The organism is Aggregatibacter actinomycetemcomitans (assembly GCF_003130205.1).
GTDB lineage: Bacteria > Pseudomonadota > Gammaproteobacteria > Enterobacterales > Pasteurellaceae > Aggregatibacter > Aggregatibacter actinomycetemcomitans_A.
In genome coordinates this window covers 1-24,534 of sequence record NZ_NRDF01000020.1, presented here as the reverse complement: position 1 = coordinate 24,534, position 24,534 = coordinate 1, and the positions used below count along the sequence as shown (strand labels likewise).

Annotated in this window: 24 protein-coding genes and 2 pseudogenes; 20 read left to right on the top strand and 6 right to left on the bottom strand. The window is 41.3% G+C overall.

Going from position 1 to position 24,534, the window contains the following annotated elements; translation table 11 throughout:
* Window positions 1–105: 105 nt before the first annotated feature.
* The 4 genes from DK423_RS10450 to DK423_RS10435 all read left to right on the top strand — a co-directional run bounded on the left by DK423_RS10450 (window position 106) and on the right by DK423_RS10435 (window position 3,132).
* Window positions 106–543 carry a type IV secretion system protein gene (locus DK423_RS10450; protein WP_081111353.1) on the top strand — a complete coding sequence of 146 codons (438 nt, stop codon included), beginning with the start codon at window positions 106–108 and terminating at the stop codon, window positions 541–543.
* Between the two features lie 302 nt (window positions 544–845).
* Window positions 846–1,124, top strand: a complete 279-nt coding sequence (locus DK423_RS10445; RefSeq protein ID WP_109043978.1) for a hypothetical protein — start codon at window positions 846–848, stop codon at window positions 1,122–1,124.
* 1 nt (window position 1,125) lies between these two features.
* Window positions 1,126–1,926, top strand: a complete 801-nt coding sequence (locus DK423_RS10440) for a Fic/DOC family protein (RefSeq protein ID WP_005558846.1) — start codon at window positions 1,126–1,128, stop codon at window positions 1,924–1,926.
* 231 nt (window positions 1,927–2,157) lie between these two features.
* Window positions 2,158–3,132, top strand: a complete 975-nt coding sequence (locus tag DK423_RS10435; protein WP_109043977.1) for an IS30 family transposase — start codon at window positions 2,158–2,160, stop codon at window positions 3,130–3,132.
* 239 nt (window positions 3,133–3,371) lie between these two features.
* Here the strand turns inward: DK423_RS10435 and moeB are convergent, their stop codons facing one another.
* Both moeB and moeA read right to left on the bottom strand, forming a co-directional pair.
* Window positions 3,372–4,103, bottom strand: a complete 732-nt coding sequence (gene moeB / locus DK423_RS10430) for a molybdopterin-synthase adenylyltransferase MoeB (protein WP_005558853.1) — start codon at window positions 4,101–4,103, stop codon at window positions 3,372–3,374.
* A gap of 15 nt (window positions 4,104–4,118) precedes the next feature.
* Window positions 4,119–5,333 carry a molybdopterin molybdotransferase MoeA gene (gene moeA / locus DK423_RS10425; RefSeq protein WP_005558855.1) on the bottom strand — a complete coding sequence of 405 codons (1,215 nt, stop codon included), beginning with the start codon at window positions 5,331–5,333 and terminating at the stop codon, window positions 4,119–4,121.
* Between the two features lie 129 nt (window positions 5,334–5,462).
* Between moeA and folE the strand changes: the two genes are divergently transcribed.
* Window positions 5,463–6,119 (top strand): GTP cyclohydrolase I FolE, encoded by a 657-nt coding sequence (folE, locus tag DK423_RS10420; RefSeq protein WP_109043976.1) that lies wholly within the window; start codon window positions 5,463–5,465, stop codon window positions 6,117–6,119.
* A gap of 110 nt (window positions 6,120–6,229) precedes the next feature.
* Here the strand turns inward: folE and dacB are convergent, their stop codons facing one another.
* Complete coding sequence (dacB, locus tag DK423_RS10415; protein ID WP_109043975.1) at window positions 6,230–7,672, bottom strand: serine-type D-Ala-D-Ala carboxypeptidase; 1,443 nt, start codon at window positions 7,670–7,672, stop codon at window positions 6,230–6,232.
* A gap of 159 nt (window positions 7,673–7,831) precedes the next feature.
* Here dacB and greA point away from each other — a divergent pair, with 159 nt between their 5' ends.
* Complete coding sequence (gene greA, locus DK423_RS10410; RefSeq protein WP_005558863.1) at window positions 7,832–8,308, top strand: transcription elongation factor GreA; 477 nt, start codon at window positions 7,832–7,834, stop codon at window positions 8,306–8,308.
* Window positions 8,309–8,382: 74 nt separating this feature from the next.
* Here the strand turns inward: greA and yhbY are convergent, their stop codons facing one another.
* Window positions 8,383–8,685 carry a ribosome assembly RNA-binding protein YhbY gene (yhbY, locus tag DK423_RS10405; protein WP_005545243.1) on the bottom strand — a complete coding sequence of 101 codons (303 nt, stop codon included), beginning with the start codon at window positions 8,683–8,685 and terminating at the stop codon, window positions 8,383–8,385.
* A 167-nt stretch (window positions 8,686–8,852) separates the two neighbouring features.
* Here yhbY and DK423_RS10400 point away from each other — a divergent pair, with 167 nt between their 5' ends.
* A complete protein-coding gene (locus tag DK423_RS10400) occupies window positions 8,853–9,152 on the top strand; it encodes a type II toxin-antitoxin system RelE/ParE family toxin (RefSeq protein WP_080567496.1) in 300 nt (99 codons plus the stop codon).
* Entirely contained in the window at window positions 9,149–9,442 is a 294-nt protein-coding gene (locus DK423_RS10395) for an addiction module antidote protein (protein ID WP_061886878.1), read from the top strand. Before DK423_RS10400 ends, DK423_RS10395 begins: the two co-directional genes overlap by 4 nt.
* Before the next feature lie 32 nt (window positions 9,443–9,474).
* On the opposite strand, the gene DK423_RS10390 is transcribed toward DK423_RS10395, so the two are convergent.
* A complete protein-coding gene (locus tag DK423_RS10390; protein WP_005558868.1) occupies window positions 9,475–10,089 on the bottom strand; it encodes a riboflavin synthase in 615 nt (204 codons plus the stop codon).
* A 26-nt stretch (window positions 10,090–10,115) separates the two neighbouring features.
* Between DK423_RS10390 and DK423_RS10385 the strand changes: the two genes are divergently transcribed.
* The 3 genes from DK423_RS10385 to DK423_RS10375 all read left to right on the top strand — a co-directional run bounded on the left by DK423_RS10385 (window position 10,116) and on the right by DK423_RS10375 (window position 15,720).
* Window positions 10,116–11,513: an MATE family efflux transporter gene (locus DK423_RS10385; protein ID WP_005558870.1), complete on the top strand. Its 1,398-nt coding sequence runs from the start codon at window positions 10,116–10,118 to the stop codon at window positions 11,511–11,513.
* Between the two features lie 269 nt (window positions 11,514–11,782).
* Window positions 11,783–13,921: a TonB-dependent siderophore receptor gene (locus DK423_RS10380; protein WP_005558873.1), complete on the top strand. Its 2,139-nt coding sequence runs from the start codon at window positions 11,783–11,785 to the stop codon at window positions 13,919–13,921.
* 53 nt (window positions 13,922–13,974) lie between these two features.
* On the top strand, window positions 13,975–15,720 hold the full coding sequence (locus tag DK423_RS10375; RefSeq protein ID WP_109043974.1) for an ABC transporter ATP-binding protein/permease: 1,746 nt from the start codon (window positions 13,975–13,977) through the stop codon (window positions 15,718–15,720).
* A 113-nt stretch (window positions 15,721–15,833) separates the two neighbouring features.
* Here DK423_RS10375 and ybaK read toward each other — a convergent pair whose 3' ends face one another.
* The gene (gene ybaK / locus DK423_RS10370; protein ID WP_005558877.1) at window positions 15,834–16,313 is read right to left on the bottom strand and encodes a Cys-tRNA(Pro) deacylase; all 480 of its coding nucleotides are present in this window, start codon (window positions 16,311–16,313) and stop codon (window positions 15,834–15,836) included.
* A 60-nt stretch (window positions 16,314–16,373) separates the two neighbouring features.
* Here ybaK and DK423_RS10365 point away from each other — a divergent pair, with 60 nt between their 5' ends.
* The 9 genes and pseudogenes from DK423_RS10365 to DK423_RS10325 all read left to right on the top strand — a co-directional run.
* Complete coding sequence (locus tag DK423_RS10365; RefSeq protein WP_005558879.1) at window positions 16,374–17,345, top strand: oxidoreductase; 972 nt, start codon at window positions 16,374–16,376, stop codon at window positions 17,343–17,345.
* Window positions 17,346–17,398: 53 nt separating this feature from the next.
* Window positions 17,399–18,028, top strand: coding sequence for a DUF1919 domain-containing protein (locus DK423_RS10360; protein WP_005558881.1), 630 nt, complete (start codon window positions 17,399–17,401; stop codon window positions 18,026–18,028).
* A gap of 1,014 nt (window positions 18,029–19,042) precedes the next feature.
* Window positions 19,043–19,345 (top strand): TrbC/VirB2 family protein, encoded by a 303-nt coding sequence (locus DK423_RS10350; RefSeq protein ID WP_005558885.1) that lies wholly within the window; start codon window positions 19,043–19,045, stop codon window positions 19,343–19,345.
* Between the two features lie 91 nt (window positions 19,346–19,436).
* A pseudogene (locus DK423_RS11540) lies at window positions 19,437–19,631 on the top strand (VirB3 family type IV secretion system protein); the annotation flags it as partial.
* A complete protein-coding gene (locus DK423_RS10345) occupies window positions 19,629–22,196 on the top strand; it encodes a VirB4 family type IV secretion/conjugal transfer ATPase (protein ID WP_325048022.1) in 2,568 nt (855 codons plus the stop codon). The pseudogene DK423_RS11540 and the gene DK423_RS10345, both read left to right, overlap by 3 nt.
* A gap of 77 nt (window positions 22,197–22,273) precedes the next feature.
* On the top strand, window positions 22,274–23,002 hold the full coding sequence (locus DK423_RS10340) for a type IV secretion system protein (protein WP_061886643.1): 729 nt from the start codon (window positions 22,274–22,276) through the stop codon (window positions 23,000–23,002).
* Between the two features lie 11 nt (window positions 23,003–23,013).
* A complete protein-coding gene (locus tag DK423_RS10335) occupies window positions 23,014–23,256 on the top strand; it encodes an EexN family lipoprotein (protein ID WP_032996836.1) in 243 nt (80 codons plus the stop codon).
* A gap of 121 nt (window positions 23,257–23,377) precedes the next feature.
* Window positions 23,378–24,223, top strand: a complete 846-nt coding sequence (locus DK423_RS10330; RefSeq protein ID WP_325048021.1) for a TrbL/VirB6 family protein — start codon at window positions 23,378–23,380, stop codon at window positions 24,221–24,223.
* Window positions 24,224–24,257: 34 nt separating this feature from the next.
* Window positions 24,258–24,534: pseudogene (locus DK423_RS10325) on the top strand (type IV secretion system protein); the annotation flags it as partial.

Here is a 24,534-nt window from a genome sequence, read left to right as displayed (position 1 = left end):
GTTTGTTTTTTGTTTGGGAACAAAAATTATACACTATTATGAACTCTTCTTTTTTGCACTTGGATTGTAAATTCAAGCTATTTTTAGTGTGATCGTTATTTCTCAATTTATCACTTATTTCTTATTGGCATTTGCCCATTATTTACATTCTGTTTAATGTGGGGGTGGTTAAAAGATAGTTTTGCTCAATATTTAAGTGCGTTGTTGGGTAATGCGCTGATATTGATAACAGTAAGGATGATTGCTAATACGATCTTAACTTATTCAGAAGTCGCATTAAATAATGGGGAAAATTCAAATGTTTTGTTGATTGGGACTACAGCTCTAATCTTCTGCATTATATTTTATAAGTTAATTTATAAAGCAATAGATATTGTTTCTAGTTTATCAAAAGTAACAGTAGATAAATTCCCATCTCAAGCAAATAAATCAAACGTGAGTGCGCAACAAGTTCAATCTAGACAAGAACAAGTTCAACAACAGCAAACCCAATTATTACAAAATATGGCTCAAAGCCTTGAAAAACTAGCAAAGAATAAATAATCTAAAATCCTTAAATGGTTTAAGTTTCCCAGAGTGTAAAAAGTATTTTGACCCATTAAGAAAAATTAGAACAACAGGAAAACACTGGTATAAAAAATGTTTAAAGGTCGTTTAAATTATCTTGAGCAATGCCCTAAAGATGCGCGTGAGGGAGTGAATTTAAAAGATCTGCGATTCATGAGTTTATAAGATAAATAGCCTTGCGAAAGCAGGGCTTTTATTTTATAAAATAATTGTGTTATTTTTTTTATTATGTTATAATAAAAACTATTAAAGTCTATTTTTCACAAGAGGGAACGAAAATGTCAAAATACTATGAGCGCAATCCAAACAGTCCATTTTTTCATTTAATGCAATATACATCGGTAGAAGATAAATTAAGTGAAGAAGAAAAAGAGCATATTGTGTGGGTGACAAAAACAAATCTAATTTCAGTCGATTTAGAGACTGAAAAAAGCACGAATGATGAAGAAGCCTATATTATTTATAGTGCGCTGAATAAGTGTCCTTCTGATGAAGTAGCAAAAAATTTGCTTATTAATTCTCTTGGTAAAGAGCGTGTAAATGAATTAGGGATATAAGATGGATTTTTCTAGAGGAAAACAGCCTGAAAGCAATATCGTCTCATTTGACGGACTTTTTGAATATCAAAAGTGGGATGCTTATTTTTATGAAGGATCGAATGTAATGAAAAACTTATTCGGCATCCAAAATGAAAAAGAACTAGATGAAGTAGAAAAACAAATTTCCAGGGCTAAAACAATCGAATTATATGTAAAGAAGACAGAGGGAGACTTTGATAGATTAAAATCTATTCACAAGCATTTTTTCGGTACATTGTATTCGTGGGCAGGCGAACCTAGACAAGTCAATATGTATAAGGCAGGATCAAACGCCAATATGTTTGTTCCATATCAAGAGATTGAGTCTTCATTCAAAATATTATCAGAAGCGATAAAAAACACTGACAATTTAGGAAAATATAAAGATGATCCTAATGTGATGGCTGTCGCACTTTGTGAGGTTTATTTATCAATTAATAAAATTCACGCTTTTAGAGAGGGAAATGGACGAACTCAAAATGAGTTTATACGACAGCTTGCATTTCATAATGGTTATAAACTAGACTTGCGCGCTTCAATGGAAAAAATAGGAAAGCAAGAATATTATTCTTGGTTTGACCAATATCATCGAACTGGGGATAAATCAATTCTGCTAGAAAAGCTATTTAAAGCCAATCTAAAACCATTACAAGTAAAGAAAGTTGATGAAAAACAACTTAATACAAACCAATTTAAAGCAGTAAATCAAGCGGTAAAAGAGCGATTAGCAGCACAAAAAGAAACAATAAATCAATCTGAATATAAAGGCATCAAACGATAAGGCGAATTTCCGCCTTTTTTATTGGTTGAAACATAATTATATTATTATTTTGTTTTTGTGTTATAATGTTGTTAATTAATAACACAGGAGAAGTCAATGAAATTAGTAATTGCAGTTTTTCAGCAGCAAGTTTTATTTTTAAATATAGCTTAAATTTACAATCTAACTGCAACAAATAAAAAAGTGTTCATCAGCGAGTATAATTTTGTTAGCACACAAAAACAGACTCAAATGCCAATGAACACCTATACACATCTTACACAAGTAGAGCGGGAAAACATACTCATAATGCATTCTCAAGGTAAAAATGTTGCAGAAATTGCCCGCTTGTTAGGACGCCATCGTTCAACGATTACTCGAGAACTTAAGCGTTTGCCAAAAGGACACTATAGTGCGATTTTAGCTCAACAACATTATCAACAAAAACGTCGTCTTTGTAAGGCGGCAAAGAAACTTCAACACCCTGACTATTATCGTTTAGTGCAGGACAAATTTCTTTATGAGCAATGGTCGCCTGAACAAATTAGCCGGCGCTTAAAATATGAAAAATCGCCTTTATCCATCAGTTATGCCACGATTTATCGTGGTATTAAGGAAGGATTGTTTGATGTTGGAGAGCGAAAAGCGACTCGACACTTACGCCGCAAAGGTAAGACACGGCATATGGTCAATCACGAAGAAAAACGGGGTAAAATCGTCATCAGTAATCCGCTTGAGAGACGCCCCAAATCGGCTAAAAATCGTAGTCGGTTCGGGCATTGGGAAGCGGATATGGTATTAGGAAAGGTGAGAAAAGCCTGTCTTGTGACATTAACTGACCGAAAAAGCAGGTTTTTACTGGCGAAGAAAGTCCCTGCGAAACAGTCAGAATTGGTGAAAGATGCGATGATTGCGCTTTTAAAATCACACAAGTTGCGTTCAATTACGCCGGACAGAGGAAAAGAATTTGCTAAACACCGTAAGGTTACAAAGGCGTTAGGTGTTGAATTTTACTTTCCTGAGCCCCATCAGCCTTGGCAGAGAGGTACGAATGAAAATACAAATGGCTTGCTTAGGGAGTATTTTCCAAAGCAAGCCGATATAGGTCAATGGGACGATAATTATATCCGGTTAGTGGTCGATAAATTAAATTTACGCCCACGGAAATGTTTAGGCCGGGAAACCGCTTTTGAATGTTATTTTGGAAAGTCGTTGCACTTGGTTTGACAATTTAAGGGTGAAATTTTACGGAGCGCACTTTTGCCGGAAAAGTGCGGTGGTTTTTGGCGGTGTTTTTTTGAAAGTAAGGGGGGGCTTATGGCGCGTGTTTCCTAACTACAATAGTTCGAAACGTTGTGACTATTTAATGCTTCTCCCGTAAACAGAGGAAGGTAAGACTCTTTTGAAATATCAATGTATATATCTCACCTGTGGCTAGGAAGTGCGCTACACGCTAGCAGTTATCATTATATATTACCATTCCCCGGCAATTTCACCTCCCTGACCGACATCGTCATCCCATCAATTAACAACAACCGACCGCATAAATTGGTGCCGATTTTTAACCGCACTTTGATGGCTTCCAGGGCTTGAATGGAACCGATCAACCCCACGATTGGCGCCAGTACGCCGGCTTCTACGCAACTTAAGGCATTATCTCCGAACAAACGGCTGAGACTGTGATAGGTCGGGGTGTCGTCTTCATAGGTGAACACGGAAACTTGACCTTCCATGCGAATTGCTGCACCGGAAACCAGCGGGATTTTATGGGCTGCGCAGGCGCTGTCTAATTGGTTGCGGGTAGTGACGTTATCGGTGCAATCCAGCACCACATCAAATTTGCCGGCCAATTCCTTGAACTGTTGTTCGTCCAGTAATTGATTAATGGTGTCAACCTCAATATACGGATTCAGACGCTCCAAGGTGAGCTTTGCCGAGTCCACTTTCGGCATGCCAAGACGACTGTCATCATGCAACACTTGGCGTTGTAAATTGGAAATATCTACGGTATCGAAATCCAGCAACGTCAAATGCCCCACGCCGGCGACGGCTAAATATTGGCTGGCGGCACAACCTAAACCGCCTAAGCCGACGATGAGCATTTTGCTGCCTTTCAGGGCTTCTTGTCCGTCAAAATCAATGTCTTTCAGCACGATTTGGCGGTTGTAGCGCAGTTCTTCCTGATGGGTTAATTCCATAATAAACTCAATGAATTAGCGTAATAAATCATTAAAAGGTTCGATGCTGACCGTTTCGCCTGCCGTGACATTGCCACGTTCCTGTTCCAGTACGATAAAACAATTACTTTTTACAAAGGAGCTGAATAAATGGGAGCCTTGGAAATCTACCGGTCGCACTTCGAGTTGCCCTTGGGCATTGAGTTGATAATACCCGCGTTGGAAATCTAACCGTCCAGGGGCTTTTTTCAAGTTCACGGCGGCAATGGCAGGTAAACGCGCGGGCGCTTTCCATTGGCTGTAACCGTTGAGCTTGGCGATGGCAGGCTGCACTAATTGATAAAACGTCACCAATGCCGACACCGGATTGCCCGGCAAACCGCAGAACCAGGCGTTTTCTAACTTACCGAAAGCGAAAGGTTTGCCCGGTTTAATGGCGATTTTCCAGAAATTGATTTTGCCTACTTTTTCCAGAATATGTTTGGTGAAATCCGCCTCGCCCACGGAAACGCCGCCGCTGGTAATCACCAAATCCGCCTGCTGTTGCGCTTCAATAAAGGCTTTTTCAAATTGCGCCTCTTTATCCGGCAAAATCCCGAAATCCAACACCTCGCAATTTAATTTTTCCAATAATAATTTCACGGTGAAACGGTTGGTGTCGTAAATTTGCCCCGCCTGTAACGGCTTGCCCACCGGCACCAATTCATCGCCGGTAGAAAGCACCGCCACTTTTAAACGCGGGAAAACTTTCACGTTTTCGATGCCAAGGGAAGCAAGCAACGGCAGGGAAACCGCATTTAACAATGCACCTTGTTGCAACACCACATCCCCCTGTTTGACATCTTCACCGATACGGCGAATATTTTGATTTAATTTCGGCAGATCTTGGAAAGTTACCGTGCCGTCGTCGTTCAGTTGCACTTCCTCCTGCATCACCACCGCATTCGCACCCTGTGGAATCATGGCGCCGGTCATAATTCGGACCGCACTTTGCGCCGTCCATTCGCCCTCAAAAGGTGCGCCGGCAAAGGCTTTGCCCGCCACGGCAAGCGTCATGGATTGTTGCAAATCCGCCAACCGCACGGCATAACCGTCCATGGCGGAATTGTCGAAAGAGGGAACGTTAATGGGAGAAATGATATTTTCGGCGCAGATGCGTTGGCTTGCCAGATGAATCGGCAGTGTTTCCGTGGAAGTCGGAGAGGGAAGTTGGCTGAGCATTTGCTCAAGGGCTTGGGATAACGGCAACATAGTGGATCCTTAAATGAAAAAAGTACGGTCATTATACTAAAAGTTTTCATGCTACATAGTCATTATCTTCATTTTATTATTGCCTTGGAGTTTGCTAAAATGCGCCATTATTTTTATTGGGAGCAGTAAATGAACGATATTTCACCTGAAGTAGAGAAAGTCCGCACGGCACTGGTTCAGAAAGGAATTGAAACACCGATGATTGTGTCGGACGAAAGCAAAGATGAACGCCGCACAAAAATCGAACAACATATGCGCGAAGTGTTGCGTTTAATCGGCTTGGATTTACGCGACGACAGCATTGAAGAAACCCCGTCACGTCTTGCGAAAATGTTCGTTGATGAGATTTTTAGCGGCTTGGATTACGCCAATTTTCCTAAGATTACGAACATTGCCAATCGGATGAAAGTGAGTGAAATGGTCTTGGTGAATGATGTCACATTAACCAGCACCTGCGAACATCATTTTGTTACCATTGATGGAAAAGTTTCCGTGGCGTATTACCCGAAAAAATGGGTTATCGGCTTATCCAAAATTAATCGCATAGTGGCATTTTTCGCTCAACGTCCGCAAGTGCAGGAACGGTTAACGGAACAAATTTTACTGGCGTTCCAAACCATTTTAGAAACGGAAGATGTGGCGGTTTATGTGAAAGCAACTCATTTCTGTGTAAAATGTCGCGGCATTAAAGATGCCAACAGCTACACCGTCACCTCCGCTTTTGGTGGCGTGTTCTTAGAAGATCGCGAAACGCGCAAAGAGTTTTTGAGTTTAATTAATAAATAATTCGACGCTTCTTATAAGATATAAAAAAAGTGCGGTGGATTTTCTCGGCGTTTTAAAAAACGTTTGAAAAATCCACCGCACTTTTTGTTTGTCTTTTCACGCCGGCGAAATTAATCCTGATACAACGCGTTATACACGCCGCTTTCAAATTGCACCAGCGGGGCGCGTTTGGTTTTGCTTTCCAGGTCGCCGGTGGAGTAGCCGTTGATAAATTGCACGAATGCCACTTTTTCCCCGCGCGCGTTAGTGAGGTAGCCCGCCAGGTTATACACGCCTTTCAGGGCGCCGGTTTTGGCGATGACGTTTTTCACCAATGGCGGATTGATTAATGAACCGCGTCCGCTTAAGGTGCCGTCCACGCCGGCGATAGGGAAGCTGTCCAGTAAATGCAATTTTTCCTCATTTTTTGCGATGTAATCCAACACCTGCAACAGGGTTTGCGGCGCCACCAAATTGTGGCGGGATAAGCCTGAACTGTCGGCGATAACGCTGTTGCCGAATTTAATGCCTACTTGCGATAATACTTTTTTCATCGCCAACGTGCCCAATTGGAAGGAGGCGGGGCGTTTGTATTGGTTGTAAGCGATGGTGCGGAACAACGCATCGGCAATTTGGTTGTCGGATTTTTTCATCATTTTTTTTATGAGATCGGGCAGCGGTTTGGACAAATGTTGCGCCAATACCTGCCCTTGTTGCTGACGATAAGGTTGTTGCACCTGTCCGTTAAATTCAATATTCAGGCGTTTTAGCTGGCGTTGAATAATCGCCGCCGCGTAAGCATTGGGATCCTGCACGGCGAAACTTAACCCGAACGGCTTGCTTTGACGCGCCAGACAGCCTTTTACCTGATAGCGGTTGTTGTCATGCACGATAGCATCCAACTGACAATAACCGGCTTCCTCTTTGCCCGCCACATAGACCTGCCCGAACACCTGAATCGGGTATTGCGACGGCACGTTGAATTTCACCGGTTGTCCTTCCGGTTGATTGGCGTCAATATCCACATAGAAACAGTTATTATCAATATTTACTGCGGCAGGCGGCGCATTAAAACACATGGTCAGATCATTCCAGATCCAGCCTAAACCGCGATCGTGACCGATAAAAACCGACGTGTCTAAAATTAGATTACCGTTGATTTTATTAATATTTTGTTGCTTTAATTGCGATAATAAATTGAATAATTGCCCGCTGGTTAAATCCGGGTCGCCGGTAAAACGCATGATTAAATCGCCGTTGAGCTGACCGTTTTGTACTTTGCCGTTGGTTAAAAGTGCGGTCTGAAATTGAAATGAATCGCCGAGCGCCAATTTTGCCGCCAACGCGGTAAATACTTTTTGTGTGCTGGCGGGGAGCATAAGGGTTTGCCCGTTATAATCGGCGATAATGCTGTCTTTATTGATGTTTTTGGCGATGAATGCCAAATTTGCCCCTTCGGGAAGATTGGCGGTGTAGTTGGCAATATTGACTTCGGCGAAAGTGGTGGAGGCGATGCCGAGGCTGAGTAATAAGCGCGTTTTTTGAACAATATGACGTGGTGAAAATTTATACATAATCCGTGCTTGAGGTTGCTATTTTTTGAAAGACGAACAATAATAGTACGCGAATATGTGGGAGTAAATGCTTTTCTCCCACCATAACCGATTAATTTACGCTGTGGAATCCTCGGGATTCCATGGTTTTTCTTTTATTCAAATTTAGGGAAAATAAGAATGCAACAAATTCCAATGACTGTTCGCGGCGCACAATTACTGCGTGAAGAACTGGATTATCTTAAAAACGAACGTCGCCCGGAAATCATCAAAGCCATCACAGAAGCACGTGAACATGGCGATTTAAAAGAAAACGCGGAATATCATGCCGCCCGCGAGCAGCAAGGCTTCTGCGAAGGGCGCATTCAGGAAATCGAAGGCAAACTGGCTAATAGTCAAGTAATCGACGTCACCAAAATCCCGAATAACGGCAAAGTGATTTTTGGCGCCACCGTGGTGTTGCTGAACACCAATACGGACGAAGAAGTGAGTTATCGCATTGTGGGCGATGACGAAGCGGACATTAAAAACGGCTTGATTTCCGTTAATTCACCGATTGCTCGCGGTTTGGTGGGCAAAGAAGTGGACGATGTGGTCAATATCACCACGCCGGGCGGCACGGTGGAATTTGAAATCATTGAAGTGGATTATGTTTAAGAAATGATTACACCTCGTGCATCGATAACAAAAAAGGCAGTTTTTTGACTGCCTTTTTTGTGTTCGCTTTTCTATTATTTACGTGGAAGCGGAATTTTATTTTCTTCACTCGGACGATATAACACCAATACATGACCGATAGTTTGCACCGCGGCCGCGCCGGTTTCCCGCACTATGGCATCAATAATAAGCTGTTTGGTTTCACGATCGGAACCGCTGATTTTAACTTTAATTAATTCATGGTGATTCAACGATAAATCAATTTCCGCCAGCACGCCTTCCGTTAAACCATTGCCACCGAGCATCACCACCGGGCTTAAATGATGGGCAAGGCCTTTTAAATATTGTTTCTGTTTGGTTGATAATGTAATTGACATAATAATCTCTTTGAAAAAATTGATGGCTGATTCTAAAGCAATATTTATTTCGATACAACATATCGGGTAAAAGAACCTTATGTCGATAAAGATAAAGGTGTTAACTGCACTTGACACTTTTAACCTCGAGACTATACTTATGGCAAGGAATAACAATAATCAATTCAATGATGATACAAATTAAGACGACTTTTCTTTTTGATGAATGGTTGAAAAAACTCAAAAACCTAAGAGCCAAAGCAAAAATCAACGCACGAATTAAACGGTTACAGTTTGGTAATTTCGGTGACTTAAAAAGCGTTAATGACGGCATATTTGAAATGCGGATTGACGAAGGGCAAGGGTATCGGATTTATCTGAAAAATCAAAATGGCATACTTGTTATCTTACTTTGCGGCGGAGACAAATCCACTCAGGAGAAAGATATTAAAAAAGCAAAACAACTTGCACAGGAAATGGGACTATGAGTGAACAATTAAAAAATTTTGATCCTGCTGAATACTTATCTACCGAAGAAGATATTCAGCTTTATTTAAATGAAGTGCTACAAGAAAATAATATTGAGCTTATTTTGTCTGCGTTAGGCGATATCGCGCGAACCAGAAATATGAGCCAAATTGCCCGTGAAACCGGTATGAGTAGGGAAGGGCTTTATAAAGCACTGTCCGGTACGGGCAATCCCACCTTTGCCACCGTGATTAAGGTCATGAAAGCCTTAAATCTACAACTTCAAGTACAACCTTCCGGTTATGCGTAACGAAAAAGTGCGGTCAAAATCGACCGCACTTTTTACGCTTCTTTTTGTGCCAGATAACGTTCAACGGTATCCACAATCGCTTGGGTTTGCGGGTCGATTTCAATATTCACTTTGTCGCCCACCGCTTTCTTGCCGATAAGGGTGCGATGGAGGGTTTCCGGGATGAGATTCACGCAGAAACGTTGTTCGCGCACTTCGCCGATGGTTAAGCTAATGCCGTCCACGGCGATAAAACCTTTGGTCAGCACATATTTCATCACCTCTTTCGTCGGCAGTTTGAACCAAATTTGCAGGTTGTTTTCGGAAGGAAGGCGTTCGATGATTTCCGCCGTGCAATACACATGACCGGATAAAATATGCCCGCCGATTTCCGTGCCCATTTGCATGGCGCGTTCGATATTCACGGGATCGCCGACGTTTAATTCGCCTAAGTTAGTGATTTTCAACGTTTCCTGCATTAAATCGAAACTCACCAGATTGTCTTTAATTTCCGTTACGGTTAAACATACGCCGTTATGGGCAACGGAGGCGCCGATTTGTAATCCTTTCAGCATTTCTTGTGGCATTTCCACGATGTGTGTTCTAAAATTAGCCTTTTCCGTGATCGCCTTAATTTGGGCGGTACCTTGCACAATGCCTGTAAACATAATTACCTCGAAATTTATCTATTTTTATGAAGCTAACAACCGTCAAAGAATATCATACTGAAGCTAAAAAATTAATTGCTATTGCTATCCCGATTTTGTTTGCGCAAATTGCGCAAAATTCCATGGGATTGGTGGACACTATTATGGCGGGGCGCGTCAGTGCGGTGGACATGGCAGCGATTTCCGTGGGGGCGTCTATCTGGCTGCCGTTGGTGTTGTTCGGGTATGGCTTATTGCTCGCCTTGCCGCCGACCATTTCTTATTTGAACGGTTCGGGGCAACGCCGGCACATTGCCCATCAGGTGCGCCAAGGCATTTGGATTGTGCTTTTTAGCTGCATTCCGCTGGCATTGCTGATTTACAACAGCGATTTCGTGTTGCAAAAAATGGACATGGAACAGCGCTTAGCGGACATTACCATCGGTTATTTGCACGCCATGGTTTGGGGGTTACCGGGCTATTTGTTGATGGTTAATTTCCGTTGTTTAAATGACGGCATTGCGAAAACCAAATCGGCGATGGTGATCACCTTTCTCGGCTTGCTGCTCAATATTCCTCTTAATTATATTTTCATTTACGGCAAACTGGGTGTGCCGGCATTCGGCGCGGTGGGTTGTGGTATTGCCACGGCAATTGTGAACTGGGTGATGTGTCTGTTGATGCTGGCGTATTGTATGCGGGCGAAAAATCAACGTGATCTGGAGGTTTTCGCGAATATCATTGAACGCCCTAATCGGCGCACACTGGGTAAATTGCTGAAACTGGGTTTTCCTATTGCCATGGCGTTGTGCTGTGAAGTGGCATTGTTTGCGCTGACTTCTTTATTCTTATCGCCTTTGGGCGCCGATGTGGTGGCAAGTCACCAAATTGCGTTAAATACCGGTTCCTTTGTGTTTATGCTGCCTATGTCTCTCGGCATGGCTACGACTATTTTGGTGGGACAGCGTTTAGGTGAAAAATCCCCGAACGGCGCAAAACAGGTGACCTATTCTGCGCTGGTTATGGGGTTATTTATTGCGGTGATAGCGGCATTTTTAATCGTAACGTTAAGGGAGCAAATTGCTAACATTTTCGTTAAAGATATCAAAGTTATTGCCATGGCGGGCACCCTGTTGCTATTGGCGGCCTTGTATCAATTCTCCGACACTATACAAGTGGTTATTGGCAGTGTGTTGCGCGGCTACAAAGACACACAAGCGATTTTATACATCACCTTATTTTGTTATTGGGTTGTGGGAATGCCGCTCGGTTACACGTTGGCGCGCACGGATCTCATCATTCCCGGCGGCATTGCGGCAAAAGGCTTCTGGATTGCCTTCGTGGTTAGCCTGACGATTGCGGCGGTTTTGCTGTTTTATCGTCTGCTAAAAACACAAGGGCAGCCGGACGATATTTTATTGGCACGGCTGGAGAAATTGAAATAATGGTATGGTGGGCTTGTCCCACCATTTTTTATGTTTTTTCACGAGTAAATCCCGTTTTACGTGCAAAAGTGCGGTCACAAAAAATTCCGTTTTTTGAACGTTGGCTATGCCAACGGCCCCGAAGGGGTGAATAAATCACTTCAGTGATTTATGAATATTTTTACAAATGTTTTTATCACCCCGAGAAAAGAGAAGATGATATATTTTACGACTGAATCTTTTCAGCTATACTACTGACGCGATTTTTTTGACTCGAGAAGGTAATTTTTATGAAATTTAAATTAAGTTTAATTTCCACCGCACTTTTAACGGCTGTGTCGATGACGGCTTATGCGGAGGAGCGCCCCCAAAATCTTGAACAGATTAATGTTGAAGACACCGGTATTAAACAAAATGGCTATCAAACCACTGGCACATCTGTTGTTTCCAAAGCAGAAGTGCCGGTATTGGATACGCCAAATACCGTTAATATCCTTTCCACTCAATTATTACAAGATCGCAAACCTGACTCATTAATTGATGCGCTTTATAACGTAAGTGGTGTGAGTCAAGCCAATACGTTGGGCGGTATGTTTGATTCCATTCAAAAACGTGGTTTTGGTTATAACCGTGATAACTCTATTATGCGTAATGGTTTACAAGCCGGTCCGGCGAAAAACTTTAGTGCCACAACAGAAACCGTTGAAGTGTTAAAAGGTCCGGCTTCGGTGCTTTATGGTATTCAGGATCCGGGTGGTGTGGTCAATGTGATCACGAAAAAACCGCAACAAACACCTAAATATGTGGTTGGTGGCAGCGTGGGGAATAATAGCTTATGGGGAACGGAATTAGATTTTACCAGCGGTTTGGGTAATGGCTTCGCTTATCGTTTTATTTATGATAAACAAGAGAAAAACTACTGGCGTAATTTCGGTAAGATCAAAAATACCACTTATGCACCGTCTCTTTCCTGGGAAAATGACACCACCAAAGTATTATTGGCTTACGAACATAAAGATATTCTTGAACCGTTCGATCGTGGCGCCAACTTATTGACCGGCACCAATTCCTTGCCGGATATTCCGGTTTCCCGTCGTTTGGATGAACCGAATAACGAAACTACAGCGAAAACCGATAACATTGATTTTAAAGTTGAACACAAACTGAATGATCATTGGAAATTAAATGCCGGTTATAGCTATGCACGTTACAAATATTTCTATAATCAAGCCCGTATTACTGCGATTAATGTAAATACGCGAACCGCTACGCGTGCCATTGAAAAGCAAGAAGGCGATCAACGTGTTCATAGCGGTACGGTAAACCTTGTGGGCGAATTTGGTATCGGTGATATTGCCAACCGTTTTGTTGTTGGTGTAGATGCAATGCGTAATATTCGCGATCTTGGTCCAATTTATAATGGCGGATACACCAATTCCAGAATTAATATTGATAACCCTGTTTATACCAATCCCGTATCACCGGTAAGCAATACTAACGGCAATGCCTACCAGTATAACTACCTGAAAACCCTTGGTGTTTATGTTCAAGATACGGCGTATTTCACAGATAGCTTTATTGTCACCGGTGGTTTACGTTATGAATATTTTGACCAATTTGCAGGACGTCACGGTTTAAACGGCACGAAAACCGGTAATACCGATCAAAATGATGGCAAATTGCTTTATCAATTAGGCGCGGTATATAAATTCACACCGAATTTTGCCGCATTCGCGAACTATGCGGAATCATTCCGTCCGCAAAGCAGTATTGCGGCAAGCGTTGACGGCGGTTTGAAACCGGAAGAAGGTAAATCCATTGAAATCGGTACAAAATATGAAAATGATCGTTTTAATGCTACGGTTTCTTTATTTAACATCAACAAGCGCAATGTTGGTGAAAATGTGACGGTTAATGGGGTAACGCAATTGAATATCGTGGGTAAACAACGTTCTCGTGGTGTAGAGTTTGACTTAAACGGTCAACTTACCGATAACTTAAGTGTTGCGGCAAATTATACTTACACTAACGTTAAATCCTTAGAAAATGCGAGATACCCGAGAGCGGTTGGCAAACAACTTTCCGGTGTGCCGAAACATCAAGCGTCTTTATTCTTGGCATATAACGTGGGTGAGTTTGACTTTGGGCGTATCCGTTTAGGTGGTGGCGCCCGCTATTTAGGATCTTGGTATGCTTATAATGCAAGTTATGCGAATTCTTATAAGCTGCCACACGCCGTTGTGTATGACGCATTTGTCGCCTACGATACCAAAATCTCCGGCAAGAAAGTGTCTTTCCAGCTTAACGCTAAAAACTTAACGGATAAAACTTACTTCCCATCCACTTCAGGTAATGCGACAAATACACTTATTCCTGTGGCGTTGGGCTACGGACGTGAGTTTATTTTCAATACCAAAATCGAATTCTAATCAAACCTTAATCCCCAAAGGGCGTTTAACGCCCTTTCTTTTTGGATGTTCAAATGGATTGGCAAAAGGAACTTAATAGCAGTTTTAGCTGGCTTTTGACCGCACTTTTTTATGTCTCTCTGGCGTTGGTAGTGCTGGCGTTGGTGTTACACAGCACGTCGTTCGGGAAAAAATTCTGGCTGATTACGAAACCCTGCGTCGAAAAATCGCAGGCGTATAAAATTATTGGGCTGGTGTTGTTATTGCTGACCTTGATTTTGCTGGAAGTGCGCATTAGCGTCCTGAACAGCTTTTTCTACAACGGGCTTTATTCTTCATTGCAGAAGCAGCAAGCCGAGGCGTTTTGGTTTTTTGCCGGGCTGAATGCGTTGTTGGTGATGTTCAAAATCATCCATTCCATCATTAATTATTTTGTTCGCCAGTTGTTTGAAATTCGTTGGTTCGAAAAGCTGAACGACGACATGGTGACGCGCTGGTTGTGCCATAAAAATTATTATCGGCTGAAATACGAAAAAGATCTGCCCGATAATATCGATCAGCGTATTGAACAGGATGCCCGCGACTTTATCAGCGGCACGGTTTCCATGTTGCAAGGGCTGATTAATTCCGTGGTTTCCACCATTGAATTTACGATTATTTTATGGGGCTTGTCGGGCTTATTGGTGTTGCTCGGCGTGCCGATTCCGAAGGGCGTGGTGTTCTTCATTTATATTTTTATTATCGTTGCCACCGCACTTTCCGTGTGGATCGGTCACCCGCTGATTAAATTGAATTTTGAAAAAGAACGGCTGAACGGGGATTATCGTTATTCCCTGATCCGCGTGCGTGAAAATGCGGAAAGTATCGCGTTTTATAGCGGCGAGGAAAAAGAGCGGTGGAATTTGCAGGCGAAATTCAATTCCATTATTCACAACCGCTGGGCGATTGTGCGCCGTATGCTTGGTTTGGACGGTTTCAATACGGGTATTACCCAAACAGCGATGATTCTGCCGTTAATGTTACAGGCGCCGCGTTTCTTTGCGGGGCAGGTGAGTTTGGGCGATATGCACCAAACGGTACAGGCGTTTAACCGCCTCATGCGGGCGCTGTCGTTTTTCCGTTTGTTCTATGAAGAATTTACCCTGTATCAAGCGCGATTAAACCGGCTGTACGGTTTTTTCACTAAATTAGACGAACTGGACAACCTGGAAATTCACCAGCCGACGGAGTGTTCCAATCGGGTTTCTTTGCATAATTTCGGTATCAAAGACGGCAACGATCGGGTGTTGTTAAAAAATCTGAACGTGGATTTGCAAAACGGCGATGCCTTATTGATTCAAGGTCCGTCCGGCGTGGGCAAAACCTCGTTGCTCAAAGCCATTGCCGGGATTTATCCCTTTGACACGGAAGGCGTTGTGGAACGCCCATGCAGCAACAGCCTGTTTCTGCCGCAGCGTCCGTATATGCCGCAAGGCACTTTACACGAAGCCATTTGCTACCCGAATATCACGCCTCAACGCGGCGAATTGGAATTGGCAATGGAGCAATGCCGTTTGAGTAAATATATCCCGTCACTGAACGAATCCAACGATTGGCAGGCGATTTTATCACCGGGCGAACTGCAACGGGTCGCGTTTATTCGCATTATCCTCATGCAACCCGATGTGATTTTATTAGACGAAACCACCTCGGCATTAGACGAACCGACGGAAGAATTACTCTATAAAATCATTCGCAGCCGCTTCCCGAATATGATTATCCTCAGCGTCGGACACCGCTGCACCTTGCAGCAATTTCATAATAAGCGGTTGGTGTTGTAGGTGTGGGAAAAGTGCGGTGGGTTTTGGTGACAAAACGTAATGATATGAAAAAAATCCCCCTCTTTTCTAAAGAGGGGAGTTATAAAAAAACATCTTAAAAACCCACCGCACTTTTACCCCTCATCCACAATATCCACAAACGCCGCATTCAGTATTTTCGCCAAATCCTGTGGGGCGATTTCGACACTTAGCCCGCGTTTGCCGCCGGAGACGAAAATCTTGTCGAAATTGAGTGCGGATTGTTCGATGACGGTGGTTAGTCGTTTCTTTTGACCTAACGGGCTGATCCCGCCCACCAAGTAACCGGTGCTTTTTTGCGCGGCGTCTTTATCCGCCATTTCGACTTTTTTGACACCCAAGGATTTTGCCGCTTTTTTCAGGCTTAACAGATGGCTGGTAGGCAGCACAAAACAGGCGAGTTTTTTCTGATTGCCGTTTCCGGCAACCAATAAGGTTTTGAAGGATTGATCGGGGTTTATGCCTAATTTCTCGGCGGCTTCGTCACCGAAATGGGTGTTATTCGGGTCGTGATCGTAATGGTGTAAGGTGAAAGGGACTTTTTGGTTTTTCAGTAAGTCAATCGCCGGTGTCATTGTATTTCCTTATGATAATTCAGTAAAATGGAGCCCGTTTATTTTACTGCGGAGAGAAAAATGAGTACAAGATTAAATATCGCCCTCGTCGCCGAATTCGATTTGTGCGAAAAATTGGCGGAGGCGTTGGAGCAGAGCAGTTTAGCCATTGAAAAATTGTCCGTGGTCGAACTTTTTCCCTTTAGTGAAGAGCAGGGCATTCGATTCAACAACAAAAGCGTAGCGCAAATTTCGTTAGAGGAAACGGAATGGTCCGAATTTAACTATGTGTTATTTGCCGGTGAATTTGCCCACGCGCCGCATATTGCCGACGCGGCGCAAGCGGGTTGCGTGGTGATCGATTTGAAAGGCGTGTGCGCTTCGTTAAATGATGTGCCACTTATCGTCCCGAGCATTAATGATGAACAGTTGGTTTTATTGAAACGTAACATTGTCTCTTTACCTGATCCACAGGTTACGCAATTCATTTTCTCTGTGTCACAATTCGCCCGCGAAAATACATTGCCTCAAGTGCTGGTTACGTCACTCTTGCCGGCATCTTATGTTGACAGCGACACCGTGAATAAACTTGCCGGACAAACGGCGCAGCTGCTGAACGGTATCCCGTTAGATGAAGATCAACAACGTTTGGCGTTTGATGTGTTCCCGCTCGCCAAACCGACCGCAAACCTTGCCGCGCAAGTGGAAAAAATCTTCCCGCAACTGCCGAATGTGATTTTTCATCAGGCGCAAGTGCCGGTATTTTACGGCATGGCGCAAATGGTTACGCTGCTTTCCGAGTATGAATTTGATGCACAGCCGCAGATCCAGGCATGGCAGGCGAATGCGCTGGTGGATTATCGCCAAGACCACTTATTTACGCCCGTCACCAACGGTGAAAGCGAAGCGGGAGAAGAGCCGAAATTGCACATCGGCGGGCTGGCAACGTTAGAAAACGGCGTACAATTCTGGCTGGTTGCCGACGAACAACGTTTTGATATTGCGTTGTTAGGCGTGAAGCTGGCGGAATTGGTTTATCAAAAAGGCTATTAATCAACGAAAAGTGCGGTGAAAAATGACCGTACTTTTTCTACTCGGAGTTCATCATGTCTTTATTTTCAAAAATCAAAGGGGCGGTCAATAAATTTCACCGAAAATCCATTAATCGCAAGTTAAAAAATCGACTGCAAAATCACGGCATGTCCGTGCTGTCGAGTAATTGCGTGGGGGCGTTTATTTTGCACGATTTGAACGAGCCTTTTAATTCGCCTTTTGTGAATTTGTATGTGAAACCCCGGAATTTTATTCGTTATTTGCAAAATATGCCTCATTATCATCAGCAGACCTTAGTGTTTAAACCTGCCGATAAACCTTATCCGGTGGGCTGGCTGGATGATATTCCCATTCATTTTATGCATTATCACAGCGCGCAGGAAGCTCAAGAAAAATGGGAAAGCCGTTTGAAACGCCTGGATTCGGATAATCTGTTTATCGTCATGACGAACAAGGACGGTGCGGAAGGCGTTACCTATCAGGATTTGGCGGATTTCGACAATTTACCCTTTAAAAATAAAGTGGTGTTCACCCATAAACCTTACCCAGAACTGGAATCCGCCGTTTACATCAAAGGCTTTGAAAACGAAACCCAAGTAGGGGACATTTTTGAATTTTCAGGCTGGAACGGCGAAAAGTATTACGATCAGTTTGATTACGTGGCGTGGTTTAATAAGCGGTAAAAGCCCACCCTTTAATGAAAATACGTTAAAACCTATAAAAGTGCGGTCGTTTTGAAAAACGTTTTTTAAATTGACCGCACTTTTGTAGTTTCAGATGCTTTATTGCTTCATCTCATTCGCACATTCTCATAAATTTGCTTCTCTAGCCGACGGCTGACCTTATTTTTAATCTGCAGGTTACTCAGCATCTTCTACACACTCTCGCCGAATTGCTCACAAACCCGCCAGCAAATCACCAATGTGTATATTGAGATGATCAATAAATGAAACCGGCGTATTATTTTGCCGCATTGACAATATCAGGATTTTCGTTGGGCTAATTGGCAAATTATTTTTAGTCAGTGAACGCGAGATTATCCGTAATGCACTTTGTATGGTGGTGTTGGCTGCCGTGTGTTTTAAACCTGCTATCATTTCCACAGTTTTGGTAGAGTGAAAAGAATAAAAAGACAGAAATTTATCAGATCGAAGAATTATCCATATAAATTGAATTTTTTATTTTATATTCAGTAGGTATTCTTTGTGGAGTGTAAGGTTTTTGAAAAAAGTTGGTGCTTTGAAGATTTTTGTCGCATAATGATGTAATAGCTTTATTGTTTAAGAAAACTCACACGTTTAGTATTGTAGAGTATTATTTTGCACCTAAAAACACTTAAAGGAGAATTCTTTACTGGTTAACCGATATAAGCTTACAGGTCAAGAAACTAAATTCATTTAATTAGAAAACATAATCGTTATATTGAGTATGTTCAATCTTAATTTATTCAAATTGAAAAAGTTTATTTAATAATGATGGAGAAAGTTCTTCATGTTCTGATTTTAGTTAGAGAGTTTAAATGCAGTATTCTTAAACCGGTTTTAAAAGATCCCAGTCAGTATTCTAATATGATTGTTAGCATTAAAACAAAGATTGATTAAAAACAGACCTAAACCCGAAACTGTAAGTAATGAACCTCAACAAGCAATACGTGAAAGCGTTTCAAAAACTTTTAAATTCTAATTGGAGAAAATCTAATGAACTTTTTATCAAAAGTAAAAGGCAAGTTAAATGCCGGAAAAACTGCGGTAGTTGGTGCTATGGTGTTAGCCGCTACAAATTCATCTCAAGCAGCGGGGTTGCAGAAGGTAAATACCCTTGTTGATAACATTTTAAATTCACTAACTTATATTCAGATTGGGGTTGTTACAATTGCGGTAATTGTTGCCGGTTATAAAGTTCTCTTTCAGGGGCAAACTTTCCGCGAAGTTGCGCCTATCCTTGTGGGTGGTATCATTATTGGGGCCGCGGCGGAAATTGCAAAATTATTAGTTGGCTAACACATTCATTATACCCACTACCACGAATGGTGCAGCTTATCTGCACCTTTAACCACTTGCATAGATTTTAAAATGAAATAGAGACCCATTATTCAAAGCGCTCACTCGTCCCGCTATGTTCTTAGGCGTTCCGCTTACCCCTTTCTTCCTTACCTTTGCGAGCTTTTTGTTGTTTGCAATGTACACTAAAATCTATTACTTCATTTTCTTTTTGCCTGCTTTTGGCGCATTGCGGTTAATTTCTTCTTATGATGAAAAGGTTTTTCAGCTCTACGGCATCAAAATGTGGTTGATGCCGGCAAGACTTAAGGCGGCAAAGTTTAAAAGATTATTTGGTGGAAATTATTATACCGGTAGCAATTTCGCACGAGATACTTATAGAAAGAAACCAATCAGCGATAAAGGGGACTACACAATGCTTGATTTGGAAAAGGCAATCAGTCTGGAAAAAATCATTCCATACTCTTCACAGATTGATGAAGATGTTATTTTAACCAAAGATGGTATTTTTACCACGACCTTTGAAGTCGAGGGGATTTCGTATGAAACACGTGGAGATGATGAGCTTGATCGTTTCAAACTCAGTTTGAACATTCTAATTCGTTCACTTGCTCAAGATAACATCTCAATTTATGTGAACAGCGTACGAAGATTTTCTGACCTAAAATCCGATAATCAGTTTGATAATGGCTTTGCGAAAGATATTAATGAGAAATATGTAACTTCTTTCAGTAAAAGTGATTTTATGGAAAATAATCTCTTTTTTACGGTAGCGTTGAAGCCATATAGGGGGATTGATAAAGTCAATGTGAAGCAGCAATCAAAAAAAGAAAAGCTTTCCGACATTCAAGCTAATCTCGCGCATTTTAAAGAATTGCTTAGTCGCGTTGAAAACGCACTAAACAAATTTGGTTGTGCCCGTCTGACCTGCTATGAAGAAAATGGTGTGGTTTACTCTCAACAGCTTGAGTTTTTCAATTTTATTTTGACAGGGCATTATCAGAAAGTACGCGTATTGAATAAACCAATTTATTCTTATCTTGGTAATATTCAAATGATTGCCGGTGAAGATATTGCCGAAGTTCGGTTACATGATAAGAAAACCTTTGTGCGTGGTGTTGAAATAAAAGACTGGGTGGAAGATACTCATGCGGGATTTTTAGATGTTTTAATGCAGCTTAATTGTCGTTATAACCTTACACAATCTTTTAGTATTGTGCCAAAACAAGAGGCTTTAACAACGCTGAATCGTCAAATTAAGCGGATGCAAGCCACGCAAGATGATGCAATTAGCCAGTTAACGGATCTTGAATTTGCAAAAGATGAGCTTGTCAGCGGAAAAATTTGTTTTGGTGATCATCACATGACGTTAATGCTCTATGGTGACTCGATTGAAGAAGTGCAGAGATATTCCAATGAAGCGATTACAAAATTAAGTGAATTGGGATTTATTGTCACGCTGTCAAACATTGCGCTTGATGAAGCCTATTTTTCTCAGTTACCATGTAATTTCCGTTTCCGCCCGCGCGTGAGTATGATTAGCAGTAAAAACTTTGTTGGTTTGAATTCGCTGCATAATAATCCGATTGGGAAAGCTGAGCATAACTGTTGGGGAAATGCAGTCTCTTTACTGCGCACCAGTACGAATACCCCTTTTTATTTCAATTTTCATCAGACCAGAATGGGACGGGATGACCGTGGTGATATGCATCTGGGACATACACTGATTTTAGGTAAATCAGGGACAGGTAAAACGGTTTTAGCTACATTTTTGCTTTCCCAATTAACTGCATTTTCACGCCCGGAAACCTTTTTGGCAGGGAGCGTAAATAAGAAATTAACGGCAATTTATCTTGATAAAGACTACGGGGCAGAAATTGCGATTCGTGCAATGGGTGGGCAGTATAACCGCTTAAAAAATGGTTTACCTACGCATTTTAATCCGTTTATGCTTGATAAGACGGAAGAAAATATCAGCTTTTTGAATACATTGATTGGGAGTCTTGCGACTTCAGATGGTTCGATGCTGTCAACCAAAGAAAAGATTGATATTGATAAAGCGATAAGGGCGGTACTTTCGCTTAATAAATTGGATCGGGAATATGGCATTACCCGCTTACTTGAAAATATTCAGGAAGATACCGAAAACCCGAATTCCCTTTATAGCCGTTTAACAATTTGGAAAAAAGGCGGGATTTATGGATGGGTGTTTGACAACGAAAGCGACCAACTCTCTTTTGATGACCGCATAATTTATGGCTTTGATGGTACAGAAATTCTAGATAATGCAGCGGTGATTAATGCTATTGCTTATTATCTATTATATCGTGTACAACAAACGCTTGATGGTCGCCGAATGGTTGTTTTCCTTGATGAATTTTGGAAATGGTTACAAGGTGAAAGCTTTCGGGAATTTACCTTTGACGGCTTAAAAACAATGCGTAAGAAAAATGGTTTTGTTGTACCAATCACTCAGTCGCCAAGCGAGATTTTAAAAAGTGATATTGCACGAGCTATTATTGAGCAGGTAGAAACATTTATCTATCTCCCAAATAGTAAGGCGGATAGAAATGAGTATATCAATCATTTCAGAGTATCGGAAAAAGAATTTGACCTTATCACCGGGCTTGAAGATGATAGCCGAATGTTCTTAGTCAAGAAAGGTAATGAAAACGATAATCGCGGCAATACGGTGATTGCAAAATTAGATTTATCCGCGCTTGATAGGGGAGATTTAAAAGTGCTTTCAGGAAGTGCGGATAACATTCCTATTATTGACCGTATTCTTGAGAAATATGGACATAATCCTAATGATTGGCTTGCTATCTTCCGTGCGGAAATGGAAAAATAATAAAATTACATTTTAATTATGTAATTTTGTTATCGTGTTTTAATTTAATTGTATTGTTATTTTTTAAGGAGTTCATTATGAAACTGAAGTTAACTTCACTCGTATTTGCTACGACATTGTTGGGTGCTATTTCGCTCAATGTAAATGCAAGCGGTATACCGGTTGTTGATGGTGCGCATATGTCTGTGAACGTACAAAATAAAATTCAAGACTGGATGATTGAAGCAAAGCGTTGGGTAGAAACCATTAAGCAATTTGAAAAGGACTACAAAAACCAACAGGCGCAATTGGGTGCGATTACAGGCATTACCAATATTTCGGGCTTTATGAATGAAGCGGGGTCAATTCTGGGTAATATTAAGAATCTTGATAAATGGTTGGTTGACCAGGATAGAATTCTTGCTAAAGGTTATGAGATTTTGTCACCCCGGCTCAAGAAACTCTTCAATCAGTATGGTGTTGGGGAGATGTGTCAAGGTTTTGTAGCTTCGCAAAAGCGTAACTGTGAGGGGAAGATTATTATTGATGTAGTGAAACAAGAACAGGTGAAGCGTGATTTATCACAGGTGAAAGCGCGTGTTAACACTATCAATGAAATTGCCAAACGGATGCAGGCGGCAGGAAAGACCAAAGAAGCGCAAGATTTACAAAATGCAATGCAGACACAGATTGCGTTGCTAAATGCCGATAAAATCAAGATGGATATTGCACGAAACTCTGAAGAGTTGGCTGACCGTAAAGCGGAAAAACAGCAAGAATTGTTGAGAATGAAAAGAAGACACTTAAAAAATCTTAATTTAGATTAAGAGGGCGGAAAATGAAAAAATTTTTATTGCTTATATTATCTGTTTTTATTATTTGTTCCTGTAAAGAGGATGAATCTAAAGAAATTACTGTGTCGATTGATAAAGTTTATACAGTTAAGGATTTTATGGAGAATAAAGAACTTCAAAAAGAATATATTAAAAAATGCAAAAATGGAGAATTACCAAAGAGTGGCCTGAACTGTCAAAATGTGTTTTCAGCTAGAAGAAAAAATAACAATCTTAACCTAAACTAAAAAGGTAAAAATGGATGGCAAATGTTTTTTCAACTATTGATACTATCATTAATGATTCTTTAAATAATATTTCAGTAAAGTTTTCTGAAATAGCATCAAATGGAATAGATAGCATCATTTTATCCTCATTAACATTATATTTATTTTTTGGGGAGGAATGATATTAGCGGGAAAAGTACAAGCTCCAGTGTCAGAAATGATATGGAAGTGCATTAGCTTATCTGTGATTATGTCTTTCCTAAAAGGTGATATGCTAAATATGGCAAAAGAAGCTGTTAAATCATTATCTGAATTAGGGGGAGTATCGGGACTGTCTGTTCTTGATAAATTTTATGAAGATATTTTCTCATTATCCAATGAAGTTTATGATGCGGAAAGCAACCCTGCAGCAATCTTTCTTTGGTTGATTATTTGGATAGGTTTTATTCTTGCTTGTGTACCTTTTGTTTTATCTATCTTGATTAGTAAAGTTACATTGTATTTTCTTCTTGGGCTTGCTCCGATATATATTTTTTGCTTGATGTGGGGGTGGTTAAAAGATAGTTTTGCGTCTTATTTAAGTGCATTAATCACAAATGCAATTAATTTGTTTGCAATTACTCTTGTTTACTCATTATTAATATCCTCACTCCTTGAGAAGATGACCATTCAAGAATCTACTGGAAAATCACCATTTTTTGTAGCTATTTCAACTTTGGTTCTAGGTGTTGTTTCAGGGTATTTAATTCGTCATATTTATTCTGTAATCTCTGGAATTTCAAGGGTTTCTGTTGAGAGAGTCGGTGCATCAATAGGTCAAGCAGTTAATGCTAGTAAGTCAGCAAGAGATACGGCAAGTAATCTTACCTCTCCTAGTTCGGGAGCGATGGCTAAATCTCAAGTAGCCGCAGCAGCATCTCAAATACAGACTCAAAAAGAGTTACAACAAGTAGCCCGACAATTAAATAAAGTATTAGATGGTAAATAGTAGTAATTTCAAATCCTTAGGAGCATAACTAACTATGTTTAATTTAAAAAAGACAAAAAGCTCACCTCAAGTGGGTTCATTTGCCAAAACCGGTCTTTCTTATGAGGAAGACAAGGAACTCATGTTTAAACGCTCTAATCACATAGCTTGGACGATTGCGGCAGTGAGTGTGGCTCTTCTTGTAGGTCAGTCGATTTATAGTGATTACAAGTTAAATAAACTGGTTGCCGCGGTTAGTCAACCTACAATTTTAGGCTTTGACCGTTCCACAGGCATTGTAGAACCTATTAGCGTAATTTCAAAAGATACTA